This window comes from Streptomyces adelaidensis, assembly GCF_016598475.1.
In the GTDB taxonomy this organism is placed as follows: Bacteria; Actinomycetota; Actinomycetes; order Streptomycetales; family Streptomycetaceae; genus Streptomyces; species Streptomyces adelaidensis.
In genome coordinates, this window is the sequence record NZ_JAEMUX010000095.1 from 17,564 (window position 1) to 29,700 (window position 12,137).

Annotated in this window: 10 protein-coding genes and 1 riboswitch; of the genes, 5 read left to right on the forward strand and 5 right to left on the reverse strand. The window is 68.4% G+C overall.

Annotated features, from left to right (window positions below; translation table 11 throughout):
- Nucleotides 1-29 precede the first annotated feature (29 nt).
- Nucleotides 30-1,787, reverse strand: a complete 1,758-nt coding sequence (locus I8N67_RS35055) for an ABC transporter substrate-binding protein (protein ID WP_200308328.1) — start codon at nt 1,785-1,787, stop codon at nt 30-32.
- Nucleotides 1,788-1,861: 74 nt separating this feature from the next.
- Nucleotides 1,862-2,860 (reverse strand): ABC transporter permease, encoded by a 999-nt coding sequence (locus I8N67_RS35060; RefSeq protein WP_200308329.1) that lies wholly within the window; start codon nt 2,858-2,860, stop codon nt 1,862-1,864.
- Between the two features lie 667 nt (nt 2,861-3,527).
- Here I8N67_RS35060 and I8N67_RS35065 point away from each other — a divergent pair.
- Nucleotides 3,528-4,094 carry a hypothetical protein gene (locus I8N67_RS35065; protein ID WP_200308330.1) on the forward strand — a complete coding sequence of 189 codons (567 nt, stop codon included), beginning with the start codon at nt 3,528-3,530 and terminating at the stop codon, nt 4,092-4,094.
- A 273-nt stretch (nt 4,095-4,367) separates the two neighbouring features.
- Here the strand turns inward: I8N67_RS35065 and I8N67_RS35070 are convergent, their stop codons facing one another.
- From I8N67_RS35070 to I8N67_RS35080, 3 genes are all read right to left on the reverse strand, one after another.
- Nucleotides 4,368-5,162: an enhanced serine sensitivity protein SseB C-terminal domain-containing protein gene (locus I8N67_RS35070; RefSeq protein ID WP_200308331.1), complete on the reverse strand. Its 795-nt coding sequence runs from the start codon at nt 5,160-5,162 to the stop codon at nt 4,368-4,370.
- 158 nt (nt 5,163-5,320) lie between these two features.
- The gene (locus I8N67_RS35075) at nt 5,321-6,097 is read right to left on the reverse strand and encodes an enhanced serine sensitivity protein SseB (RefSeq protein ID WP_200308332.1); all 777 of its coding nucleotides are present in this window, start codon (nt 6,095-6,097) and stop codon (nt 5,321-5,323) included.
- Nucleotides 6,098-6,187: 90 nt separating this feature from the next.
- Entirely contained in the window at nt 6,188-6,856 is a 669-nt protein-coding gene (locus I8N67_RS35080; RefSeq protein ID WP_200308333.1) for an AAA family ATPase, read from the reverse strand.
- A 263-nt stretch (nt 6,857-7,119) separates the two neighbouring features.
- A riboswitch (glycine riboswitch) is annotated at nt 7,120-7,230 on the forward strand.
- A 178-nt stretch (nt 7,231-7,408) separates the two neighbouring features.
- Between I8N67_RS35080 and gcvT the strand changes: the two genes are divergently transcribed.
- The 4 genes from gcvT to I8N67_RS35100 all read left to right on the forward strand — a co-directional run bounded on the left by gcvT (nt 7,409) and on the right by I8N67_RS35100 (nt 11,892).
- A complete protein-coding gene (gene gcvT / locus I8N67_RS35085; protein WP_200308334.1) occupies nt 7,409-8,527 on the forward strand; it encodes a glycine cleavage system aminomethyltransferase GcvT in 1,119 nt (372 codons plus the stop codon).
- 181 nt (nt 8,528-8,708) lie between these two features.
- Nucleotides 8,709-9,086: a glycine cleavage system protein GcvH gene (gene gcvH / locus I8N67_RS35090; RefSeq protein ID WP_200308335.1), complete on the forward strand. Its 378-nt coding sequence runs from the start codon at nt 8,709-8,711 to the stop codon at nt 9,084-9,086.
- A 24-nt stretch (nt 9,087-9,110) separates the two neighbouring features.
- The gene (gene glyA / locus I8N67_RS35095) at nt 9,111-10,385 is read left to right on the forward strand and encodes a serine hydroxymethyltransferase (protein WP_234046773.1); all 1,275 of its coding nucleotides are present in this window, start codon (nt 9,111-9,113) and stop codon (nt 10,383-10,385) included.
- Between the two features lie 139 nt (nt 10,386-10,524).
- Nucleotides 10,525-11,892 carry an L-serine ammonia-lyase gene (locus I8N67_RS35100; RefSeq protein ID WP_200308336.1) on the forward strand — a complete coding sequence of 456 codons (1,368 nt, stop codon included), beginning with the start codon at nt 10,525-10,527 and terminating at the stop codon, nt 11,890-11,892.
- Nucleotides 11,893-12,137 lie beyond the last annotated feature (245 nt).

A 12,137-nucleotide genomic window follows, 5' to 3' on the forward strand; every position in this document is an offset into this window, starting at 1 on the left:
GCGCCAATGCCTTCACCTGCCTTCCGGGGCTACTTCTTTTCCGTGGTACCGATGTTGAGGTAGTCGTACTGACCGCTGAAGGCCGAGGACGACACCAGGTTGGTGGCGTACGGCGAGCGGTACAGCAGGACCTTGAAGTAGGTCAGCGGCACGATGGCGGCCTGCTCCATGACCTTCTGGTCGACCTGGGTGTACGCCGCGGTGCGGGCGGCCTCGTCGGTGTTGCCGATCGCGTCGTCGAGCAGCTTGTTGATCGCGGGGTCGTCCAGCTCGGACAGGTTGGTGTTGCCGGACTGGCCGATGGCCTTGCCGTGCACGATCTGCTGCAGGAAGCCGTAGCCGGTCGGCCAGTCGGAACCCCACTGCATCATGATGAGGCCGATGTCGTTCTTCTTGTTGAACGCCGGCACACCCGCGTAGTCGGAGAAGTACTTGCCCGACGGGTACTGCTTGATGTCGGCCTCGATGCCGACCTTCTTCAGCGCCTCGACGACCGCGGTGGCCGCGTCGACCTCGCCCTGACGGTCGGTACGGGCGGAGATGGAGGTCTTGAAGCCCTTCTCCTGGCCACAGGCCTTCAGGTGCTCCTTGGCCTTGGTGACGTCACCCTTGCTGTCCGGGGTGGCGTACAGGTCGGCCTTCTCGTAGCCCGTGACGTCGGTGGGCAGGACGGTGGAGGCGATGTCACCGCGGATCGGGCCGCCCATGGCGGTCTGCACGGCGACCTTGTCGATCGCGTACTCGACGGCCTTGCGGCACTCGACGTTGTCGAACGGCGCCACCTTGGTGTTGATCGCCGTGTAGACGAGACGGCCGCCGGACGCGTTGTCCGTGTTGGCCTTCTGGTCCTCGTCCTTGAGGACCTGGGCCTGCGTCTGGGCGTCGACACCGGTGCCCTGGATGTCGATCATGGTGTCGCCGGACATGACGTCCTTGTCGATGGTGGCCTTGTTGACCTTGAGGTTCACCACGATCTTGTCCGGGTACTGCTTGCGCAGCGGGTCCGTCTTGGCGTCCCACTCCGTGTTGCGGGTGAGGACGATCTGCTTGCCCTCGTCGTACTTCTCGAACTTGTACGAGCCGGTGGAGACGACCTTCTTGGTGTAGTCGACGCCGGTGTCCTTGGCCTTCGGCACCGGAGCCGTCTGCGGCATGCTCGCCAGGTAGTCGAACTCGGCGAACGGCTTGTTGAGCTTGAAGACGATCGTGTGGTCGTCCGGGGTCTCGATGGACGAGATGCCCTTGTCGCTCTTGTCCGCGTAGGGGCCCTTGTACTTGTCCGGGTCGTCCAGCATCTGCTGGAAGTAGTTGGGGCCGAGCGAGAGCACGTCACGCGAGAAGTTCGAGCGCTCCACGGCGTACTTGACGTCCTTGGCGGTGACCGCGGTGCCGTCCTCGTACTTGACGCCCTGGCGGATCTTGTACGTCCAGGTCTTGCCGCCGTCGCTGGGCGTGCCCGCGCTCTCGGCGAGGTCCGGGACGAGCTCGTTGCCCGCCTCGCCGGCGCCGGGCTTGAACGTCATCAGCGGACGCGCGTAGAGGCGGCTGAAGTTGAAACCGTACGCGTAGTACATGTTGCCCGGGTCGAGGGACTCGGGGGCGTCGGAGCTGGCGTAGGTGACCGTGCCGCCCTTCGCCGTGGACTCGTTGACGACACCCTTGGTCGCGGCGTTGACGCCGGCGCCCTTGGGAGTGTCCTCCGTGCCGTCGTCCGCCTTGCTGCAGGCGGACAGAAGCAAGCCGGCGCTGCTGACAACCGCGACAGCGGCCATTGCTGACCTTCGCATGATGGTCGGTTTCCCCTTCGTAGTTGGACAGTTGAGTGGGACTTCGGGCCACAACCGGGCCGCGGTCGCAGACGTCAGCGGCTGCGGGGGTCGAGGGCGTCCCGGAGGCCGTCACCGAGGAGGTTGAAGGCCAGCACCGTGATGAAGATCGCGAGGCCGGGAACGATCATGTACTGCGGGTCGACCTCGAAGAAGTCGACCGCCTGGTTGAGCATTCCGCCCCAGGAGGCCTGCGGCGGCTGGATCCCGACGCCGAGGAAGCTGAGCGACGCCTCGAAGATGATGTTCGTCGGGATGAGCAGGGTCGAGTAGACGATGATCGGCGCGACGAGGTTGGGCAGCAACTCCTTGAAGAGGACGTACGGGCCGCCGGCCCCCATCCCCCGTGAGGCGTCGATGAACTCGCGCTCGCGCAGCGCCAGGGTCTGACCGCGCACGATGCGTCCCATGTACGGCCAGTTGAAGAAGCCGATGACGAAGATGAGCACCGAGATGTGCAGCGGCAGCCCTTCGAGACCGAAGGCGCCGCCCTGGAGCGTCGCGGAAATGGCGATGGCGAAGAGCAGCAGCGGGAACGCCAGGAAGGTGTCCATCAGCCGGCTGACGATCGTGTCGACCCGGCCGCCGTAGTAACCGGCGACCAGCCCGAGCACCACTCCGATGGCGTTCGACAGGAGCGTCGCCCCGAAGGCCACGACCAGGGAGACCCAGGAGCCCTCCAGGATGCGGGCGAGGATGTCGCGGCCGAACTTCGGCTCGACACCGAGCGGGTGGTCCCAGCTCATCCCGCCGAAGTCGCCCTTGGGCAGCGAGGTGTTGGGGTCGATCAGGTCCTGGTTGAAGGCGTTGGGGTCCAGCCCCAGCAGCGACTGCAACGGCCGGGACAGGGCCGCGGTCAGGATCAGCAGGACGACGATGACGCCGCCGGCGACCGCCACCTTGTCGCGCTTGAAGCGGGTCCAGGCGATCTGGCCGAGCGAGCGGCCCTCGATCTTCTTGGCCTCGACACCTTCGAGCACGGCCTCGGGCCGTGCGTCGGTCTGCGCCCCAGTGGTCTCGATCGGTGCGGTCACAGTGACCCGCCCCCCCTCGCCGGTGGTAACCGGCCTACACCCGCCGTGGATTACGGCTTTGTCGACTTTCACTCGATCACGGGACCGAGGATCCCGCGTCTGACTGGGGGAGTCTTCAACGTCGCTGCGATCACCCGCCAGGCCTGGCGAAGAAAGTATGCACAACCGTGATGCGGCACTGGGGATTCCGCTATCCGAACACCGGGTAACGCCTCCCGGACGTGAGGCAGTTGGGATGTAATGGATAAATCTCTGACATTCGCGACTGTCCGCCGTTATCTACGCGCGAAGAAATGTGGACGTAACACAGAGACCACGGAGGGGCGCCGACCGCCCGTCACGCCTTCACGCCCGCGCCGACCCCCCGGCGACGACACCCCCTCCTCCACGCCACAGACGGAACACCGTGTGACTGGCATCACATAAGCCGGAGTGCGCATCCGAATCGCCCCCACATCTACCTTTCACCCCCCGCCACAAGGCGGGCAGACCGGAGAGTATGCAGATAATCCACCCAGCATTTACTAGCGCAAACTTGAGGATTCTTTGAGGATGGAATCAAGCTTTCCAAGCAATGTGCTTGCTGGGTCCGCAACACGTGACTAATTTCCTCTTTGTCAGCGCATCCAATTGACCGGAAGCGCCAACAAACAGAAACGGGGAGCAAATGAATACGTCCGTGAAGCGTGCGCTCTACTCAGTAGGAACCAGCGCCGCTCTCGTTCTCGGCAGCTTCGCCATCATTCCGGCGGCCGCAGCGCCCGCCGCGGCGGCGTGCCAGCCCTCCACCTACTACAAGGTGGTGAAGTTCGGCTCGCCCACGTACAAGGTCACGGGCCCGACGAACAGCAAGTACAACAGCAGTTCCTCCAAGTCCACACTGTCGATCGCGGTAACGAGGAGCACCACTCGCTCGTCGACCTGGAAGGCCGAGGCCGGCGGCAGCTTGAGCTGGGGCATCGGCAAGGTCGAGGCCAAGACCTCCTACGAGGTGACGAAGAGCGTCACCAAGGGCGTCAGGGTGACCAACAAGATGGTCGTCGACCCCAAGAAGCGCGGATACACGCGCCCCATGGTCGAGTACCGCAAGTTCAACATCGAAAAGTGGCGCGAGGGCGGCGACTGCAAGCAGTACTTCGTCGGGAGCATGGGCGTGCTGACCGGCATCACTTCCTCAATGCACTGGGCGGAATGCCAGACCAAGAGCACGAACGGCTGCACGCCCAAGCCGTGATGGCGATCTGAGCTCCAGAACACATAAGAACCGAGGAATTCCGATTGGGTGACGGAAAAATCCCCGCCACCCGATCGGGACCCGGTGGACAAAAAACAGAATAGAAGCGGGAAAACGGTGCGTGAGCGAACGGCGGCAGCTCCGCCCAGCACCGAAGCAGTAAGGTGCGCCCTCCGGGCAGGACCTCGATCACCCGGCGCGCGTGCCCAGGGCCCGGGAAGGCCGTCAGCTGGACCACCCTCGCGAAGGGGGCGGTGAACTGCACGGACCGGGTCAGTACGAAGGCGGGCCCGGGTAGCCGTACCCGGCCGCCGGGGCCTGGGCCGAGGCCGTGGCGTGGGCCTCGCGGTCGTAGAAGGGGCGGGCGCCGGCGCGCAGCCACATGGCGACCGGGTCGTACTCGTCGGACATGGCGACGGTGGAGACGGGCAGACCGTCCGGGACCGCGCCGATGGACTGCTGCATCATCGCGCGCACCGAGTCGACGGCGGGCGGCGAGGTGTCGTACACATCGAGGCCGATGGCCAGGTACGGCGCGCCGAGCGCGGGCTGTACCCAGGCGCGGCGCAGCGAGCGCAGGGCCGGGGTGCGGTGGGCGTTCTGCGTGAGCAGGGCGTAGAACTGCGGGATCTCGATGGCCGGCTCGGACAGCCGGAGCGGGCCGGCGGGCTGCCGCTCCAGGCCCGTGGCGATCCGGCGCAGATCGAGCCAGGGGATGCCGACGCCGCCGCCCGGCGCGTGCGGGTTCAGCCAGAGGCCGTAGTGGTCGGGGTAGAGCGTGCGGGCCACGTCGAGGCCGTCGACCACCTCGTAACTGCGGTTCCAGCCACTGGCGGAGAGCTCCTGGGCGGAGGTCACGCACGGGGCGTAGTTGAACCCGTCGACCTCCATGTTCCCGTACTGCGCGTCCGGGGAGCCGCCCTGGCCGTGCCAGAGCAGCATCCAGACCTGCCCGGAGGACGGGGAGGCGAGGGCGCGCAGCAGCGCCTCGTAGGCGTCGTAACGCCCGGGCGTCACCTGGCGCAGCATGTGCTCGACCTGGCCGGTGGCAATGCCGCTCGCGCTCACGTGGGCCGCCCTTTCCGTGTTGGACCTTGGTTATAGGAACCAGCTTAGGTGGTGTGTGGGTTGAGCCGGTCAGGGCTCGGGGCTCGCGGTGATCTGCGGACCGCGGGCCGTGTGTGGTTGACCGCGCGGTTCCCCGCGCCGCTTCGGGGCGCGGTGGGTCAGTAGCCCTGTTGGTAGAAGGGGCGGGTCTTTTCTCGGAGCCAGTCGGCCACCGGGTCCTGGGCGACGTCGAGGAAGACCATGTTCACCGGCCAGGCGACCGGCGCCTTGGCCAGGGCCCGGCCCAGGGCGGCGAGGGGGAGGGTGCGGTCGGCTTCCCAGGAGCCCAGCTCCACGCCGATGAACATCACGGGCTCGGCGGTCTCGATGGCGGCGAGGCAGCGGCGGGCGGAGAGGACGACTCCGGTTCCCGCGAACTCGGCCGAGGCCGCCGCGAGGAAGTCCACCGGATCGTCCTGCCAGTCCGGCTCGAACAACCGGACCCTGGCTCCGCTCGCCGATCCGTCCAACTGGGGGCGGGCGGCCCGGCACAGCTCGGCCACGGCGGGCGGCGGCAGCGGCATGCCCACCACACCGTCCGGGTTCAGGGCGAGGCCGATCTGCGGGGGCAGGCCGCGCGCGAACTCGACGGCGGGCGCGATCGTGTACGACATGTGGTTGCCGACGACCTGACGGAACTGTTCCTCGGAGCTGAAGACCGGCACGTACGCCTGGCCGTCGAACTCCATCGTGGGGAGGTCGAGCTGGCCGCTGTGCGGGCCGCCGCCCTCGGGCAGCGGCACCCAGACGAAGCTGCGGGCCAGCACCTCCACCAGCCGGGCGCCCGCCGAGGGCACCCCGATCGAGGCGGACAGCACCTCCTCCAGCTCATTGCCGGGCCACCCGCCGTGCCCTTGGGGGTGCGCCTGTGCCGGAAAGTCCGCCGGGAAGTCCATCTGCTGCCTACCGCTTTGCTCCGTGATGCTGTTGTCCCTGCACCTTAACGCCACCGGCTGGCAAAGGGAGGCACCCTGGCTCGCTCCGTTTCAGCCCACGAAGTCGATCCGCTTCAGGACGTCCGCCGCGGCCCGGTCCACCAGCACGGCGGCCCCGCACCCCTGCGGCAGCGTCCCCTTCTCCACCGCCCGCAGCAGCCGGTTCATCGCGCCCCGGTGCCGGGCGAAGGCGTACCGGGACACCCCGCGCCCCCGCTCCCGCTGGCCGTCACGGGCCTCGTCGGCGGTGACGTCGAGCAGCAGCAGGTGCAGTGTGCCCCCGCGGCGCCGCGCCTCCCGCGCCAGCCAGCCCCGCACCCACGCCTGCGTCCCGCAGTCGTGCACGACGACGCCCTCCCCGGAGCGCAGCGCCCGCCGCAGCCCCGCGTAGTGGGCGAGGCGCACGAGGGGCCGGTAGAGCCCGTACGGCAGGAAGCGGGCGAGGCGGGCGTCGAAGCGGTCCCGGGTGTCCTGGGAGTCGATCCGGATGCCGGGCACCGTGCGCCGCATCAGGGTCGACTTGCCGCTGCCGGGGAGCCCCGTGACCACGACGATGTCGTCCGGTCCGAAGGACAGTCCGTGCGGGCTCCGTCCGGCGCGCTCCCTGAGGTCGCGGACGACCGCCCTCGGGAACGGGCCGCACGCATCACCGGCCGGGGCCGCGGGCTGCTTGGGCAGCGCGATGCCCGAGGTCGTCGCGTACGCCGTGGTCCTGTTCACCGTGTCGTCCTCCCCAGGGGTATGAGAGGTCCCATCCCCACAGACTGTAAAGAGAAGGTAATGCCCGATCTCTCCTGGTTCAGTCCTCGTATTGCCACAAGAGTGCTACGGACCGCTGTGTCTCGTCTCTGTGTGGCGCCCCTGTGTCTCGTCTCTGTGTCGTCGTACCTCACCGAAGTGTCTGTCCCCACGTGTGAAAGGTCCCCCTGCCGTGGCGCGCCGATGCGTGCGATGATGTGCGCGCCAACTGCATACAGGCCGCTTGAATCCGCGCGGGAGAGCTCCCAGCAGTGCTTCGACGAAGCGCTCACCGGGGCGCCGAAGGAGCAATTCCCTCCCTTGAATCTCTCAGGCCCAGATACCGCGCGGGCGAGGCACATCTGAAAAGCGGGCCGCACCTCTCTTCCGATCTTCCGATCTCCCGAAGAGGTGACGGTCCCACCCAAGGTGCAAGTCACGACCACCAGTACGTACGGTCGTGGTGAACCTCTCAGGTTCCGATGACAGAAGGGGAGGAACGACCCGACCTGTCATGCCCTGGGAGCAGAACCGATGAGCAGTAGCCCCCTTCGCCTCACCGCGCTCGATGCCGTGCATCGCTCGCTCGGCGCGACGATGACCGACTTCGCAGGCTGGGACATGCCCCTGCGCTACGGCTCCGAACGCGACGAGCACCACGCCGTACGCACCGCGGCCGGCCTGTTCGACCTCTCCCACATGGGCGAGATCACCGTCACCGGCCCGCAGGCCGCGGCCCTCCTCGACCACGCGCTCGTCGGCAACATCGGCGGCGTGCGGACCGGCCGCGCCCGCTACACCATGATCTGCAGCGAGGACGGCGGAATCCTCGACGACCTGATCGTCTACCGGCTCGCCGAGTCCGAGTACATGGTCGTCGCCAACGCCTCCAACGCCCAGGTGGTGCTGGACGCGCTCGTCGAGCGTGGAGCCGGGTTCGACGCCGAGGTGCGGGACGACCGGGACGCGTACGCGCTGCTCGCCGTCCAGGGGCCCGAGTCGCCCGGGATCGTCAAGGCGCTCACGGACGCCGACCTCGACGGCCTGAAGTACTACGCGGGCCTGCCCGGCACGGTCGCCGGTGTCCCCGCGCTGATCGCCCGCACCGGCTACACCGGCGAGGACGGCTTCGAGCTGTTCGTGAAGCCGGAGCACGCCGTCGAACTGTGGCAGGCGCTGACCAAGGCGGGCGAGGGCGTCGGCCTGACGCCCTGCGGTCTGTCCTGCCGGGACACGCTGCGCCTGGAGGCGGGCATGCCGCTGTACGGGCACGAGCTGTCCACCGCGCTGACGCCCTTCGACGCCGGGCTCGGGCGGGTCGTGAAGTTCGAGAAGGAGGGCGACTTCGTCGGCCGTACGGCTCTCGAGGCCGCCGCCGAGCGCGCCGCCTCGGCCCCGCCGCGCGTCCTCGTCGGACTGGTCGCCGAGGGCCGCCGGGTGCCGCGCGCCGGATACCGGGTCGTCGCCGACGGCGAGGTGATCGGCGAGGTCACCTCCGGCGCCCCCTCCCCCACCCTCGGCAAGCCGATCGCCATGGCGTACGTCGACGCCGCGCACTCGGCGCCGGGCACGGCCGGGGTCGGCGTGGACATCCGGGGGAGCCACGAGCCGTACGAGGTCGTGGCGCTGCCGTTCTACAGGCGCGAGAAGTAGCCGGAAGCGGCGAGACTGAGCCACCCGGACCGGTGCGCCCGTCGGCGTCGTGGTCCGGGCCGAGTGGTCCGGGCCGAGTGGTCCGGCCCGCTGTGACACCGGGCACATTCCCGCTGGTCACATCTGGTTTCCGTAGTCCCCCATTCATCATCGCTCCCCCGCGTACAGGAGAATTCAGGTCATGAGCAACCCCCAGCAGCTGCGTTACAGCAAGGAGCACGAGTGGCTGTCGGGCGCCGAGGACGGCGTCTCGACGGTCGGCATCACGGAGTTCGCGGCGAACGCGCTCGGCGATGTCGTCTACGCCCAGCTCCCCGAGGTGGGCTCCACGGTGACCGCGGGCGAGACCTGTGGCGAACTGGAGTCCACGAAGTCCGTCAGCGACCTGTACTCGCCGGTCGGCGGTGAGATCACCGAGATCAACGAGGACGTGGTCAACGACCCGTCGCTGGTGAACACCGCGCCGTTCGAGGGCGGCTGGCTGTTCAAGGTACGCGTCGCGGACGAGCCGGACGATCTGCTCTCCGCCGACGAGTACTCCGCCCACACCGCCGGCTGAGAAGACGAAGACGAGGTCGTACGAATGTCGCTCCTGAACACGCCCCTGCACGAGCTGGACCCGGATGTCGCCGCCGCCGTCGACGCCGAGCTGAACCGCCAGCAGTCCACCCTGGAAATGATCGCCTCGGAGAACTTCGCCCCCGTCGCCGTCATGGAGGCCCAGGGCTCCGTCCTCACCAACAAATACGCCGAGGGCTACCCCGGCCGCCGCTACTACGGCGGCTGCGAGCACGTCGACGTCACCGAACAGATCGCCATCGACCGGGTGAAGGAGCTGTTCGGCGCCGAATACGCCAACGTCCAGCCCCACTCGGGCGCCTCCGCCAACCAGGCCGCCCTGTTCGCGCTGGCCCAGCCCGGCGACACGATCCTCGGCCTGGACCTCGCGCACGGCGGGCACCTCACCCACGGCATGCGCCTGAACTTCTCCGGCAAGCAGTTCAACGTCGTCGCCTACCACGTCGACGACGCCGGTCTCGTGGACATGGCCGAGGTCGAGCGCCTCGCCAAGGAGCACCGCCCGAAGGTGATCATCGCGGGCTGGTCGGCGTACCCGCGCCAGCTGGACTTCGCGGAGTTCCGCCGCATCGCGGACGCCGTCGAGGCGTACCTCTGGGTGGACATGGCCCACTTCGCGGGCCTCGTCGCGGCGGGCCTGCACCCCAACCCCGTCGAGTACGCGGACGTGGTCACCTCCACGACCCACAAGACGCTGGGCGGCCCCCGCGGCGGCATCATCCTCGCCAGGCAGAGCTTCGCGAAGAAGCTGAACTCGTCCGTCTTCCCCGGCTTCCAGGGCGGCCCGCTGGAGCACGTGATCGCGGCGAAGGCCGTCTCGTTCAAGGTGGCGGCCTCGGAGGAGTTCAAGGAGCGCCAGCACCGTACGGTCGAGGGCGCGCGGATCCTCGCCGAGCGGCTGACGGCCCCCGACGCCCGCGAGGCCGGCGTGAACGTGCTGTCCGGCGGTACGGACGTGCACCTGCTCCTCGTCGACCTGCGCGAGTCCGACCTGGACGGGCAGCAGGCCGAGGACCGCCTCCACGAGGTCGGCATCACGGTCAACCGCAACGCGGTCCCCAACGACCCCCGTCCGCCGATGGTGACGTCGGGTCTGCGCATCGGCACCCCCGCCCTCGCCACCCGCGGTTTCACCGCCGAGGACTTCACCGAGGTCGCGGACGTCATCGCCGAGGCGCTCAAGCCCTCGTACGACGCCGAGTCCCTGAAGACCCGGGTCAAGGCGCTGGCCGACAAGCACCCGCTGTACCCCGGGCTCGGGGTCGGACTCGGGAAGTAACCCGGCTCGGGCTCGGGCTCGGGAAGTAACCCGGACGTCACCGGTACGTAGTCCCGCTTTTTCGGGGCACCGCGCACACTGGGCAGTGAGCGCGGTGCCCACCCCCCCGCACAACCCTCCCCCGTTCTGAGGAGTCACCGTGGCCATTTCGGTCTTCGACCTGTTCTCGATCGGCATCGGCCCGTCCAGCTCCCACACCGTCGGCCCGATGCGCGCGGCCCGTATGTTCGCCCGCCGGCTGCGGAACGAGGACCTCCTCACGGACGTCGCCTCGACCCGCGTGGAGCTGTACGGCTCCCTGGGCGCGACCGGCCACGGCCACGGGACGCCCAAGGCGGTGCTGTTGGGCCTGGAGGGCGCCTCACCCCGGACGGTGGACGTGGAGGGAGCCGACAACCGGGTCGAGCAGATCAAGTCCTCCGGCCGCATCAACCTGCTCGGCGAGCACGAGGTCGGCTTCTCCTTCGACGACGACCTGATCCTGCACCGCCTCAAGACGCTGCCGTACCACGCGAACGGCATGACGCTCTGGGCGTACGACTCCTCGGGCGCCGAACTGCTGTCGAAGACGTACTACTCGGTCGGCGGCGGCTTCGTCGTCGACGAGGAGGCGGTCGGCGCGGACCGCATCAAACTCGACGACACGACCCTCAAATACCCCTTCCGCACGGGCGACGAGCTACTGCGCCTGACGAAGGAGACCGGCCTGTCGATCTCCGCGCTGATGCTGGAGAACGAACACGCCTGGCGCACCGAGGACGAGATCCGCTCCGGACTCCTCGACATCTGGCAGGTGATGCAGGCCTGCGTCTCCCGCGGCATGTCCCGCGAAGGCATCCTCCCCGGCGGCCTGCGCGTACGTCGCCGCGCCGCCATGTCCGCCCGTCAACTCCGCGCGGAGGGCGACCCGCTGGCCCGCTCCATGGAGTGGATCACGCTCTACGCGATGGCGGTGAACGAGGAGAACGCGGCCGGTGGCCGAGTCGTGACGGCCCCCACGAACGGCGCGGCAGGCATCATCCCGGCCGTCCTCCACTACTACATCAACTTCGTCCCCGGCGCCGACGAGGACGGCGTCGTCCGCTTCCTCCTCGCCGCCGGCGCCATCGGCATGCTCTTCAAGGAGAACGCCTCCATCTCCGGCGCCGAGGTCGGCTGCCAGGGCGAGGTCGGCTCCGCCTGCTCCATGGCGGCCGGCGCCCTCGCCGAAGTCCTCGGCGGCAGCCCCGAACAGGTCGAGAACGCCGCCGAGATCGGCATGGAACACAACCTCGGCCTCACCTGCGACCCCGTCGGCGGCCTCGTCCAGATCCCCTGCATCGAACGCAACGGCATGGCCGCGGTCAAGGCCGTCACAGCGGCCCGCATGGCCATGCGCGGCGACGGCTCCCACAAGGTGTCCCTCGACAAGGTCATCAAGACGATGAAGGAGACGGGGGCGGACATGAGCGTCAAGTACAAGGAGACGGCTCGGGGTGGGCTGGCGGTGAACATCATCGAGTGCTGAGGGGAGGGCTCTGACCAGCGTGGTCGTGTCTTTCAGTGCTGTCAGGGCCTTCCCTGCTCACGCGGCGGAAAGTCCCCGGAATGTCCCTGGGACAGACGTGGAAGTCCCCGAAAAGTCCCCGGGAAGTCCCGCGGGAAGTCCCGCGGGATGAGCGTCTGGCCCGGGGGTTCGCGGCGCTCTCGATCACTGTTCAGGTCCGCCCTGGCCGTCAGCCACTGCCTGGATGTATCAAATCGGTCCCCTAA

Coding starts and splice junctions, on each gene's coding strand:
- gcvT (WP_200308334.1), top strand. CDS start 7,409: ATGAGCAGTAGCCCCCTTCGCCTCACCGCGCTCGATGCCGTGCATCGC.
- I8N67_RS35055 (WP_200308328.1), bottom strand. CDS start 1,787: ATGCGAAGGTCAGCAATGGCCGCTGTCGCGGTTGTCAGCAGCGCCGGC.
- I8N67_RS35065 (WP_200308330.1), top strand. CDS start 3,528: ATGAATACGTCCGTGAAGCGTGCGCTCTACTCAGTAGGAACCAGCGCC.
- I8N67_RS35075 (WP_200308332.1), bottom strand. CDS start 6,097: ATGGACTTCCCGGCGGACTTTCCGGCACAGGCGCACCCCCAAGGGCAC.
- glyA (WP_234046773.1), top strand. CDS start 9,111: ATGTCGCTCCTGAACACGCCCCTGCACGAGCTGGACCCGGATGTCGCC.
- gcvH (WP_200308335.1), top strand. CDS start 8,709: ATGAGCAACCCCCAGCAGCTGCGTTACAGCAAGGAGCACGAGTGGCTG.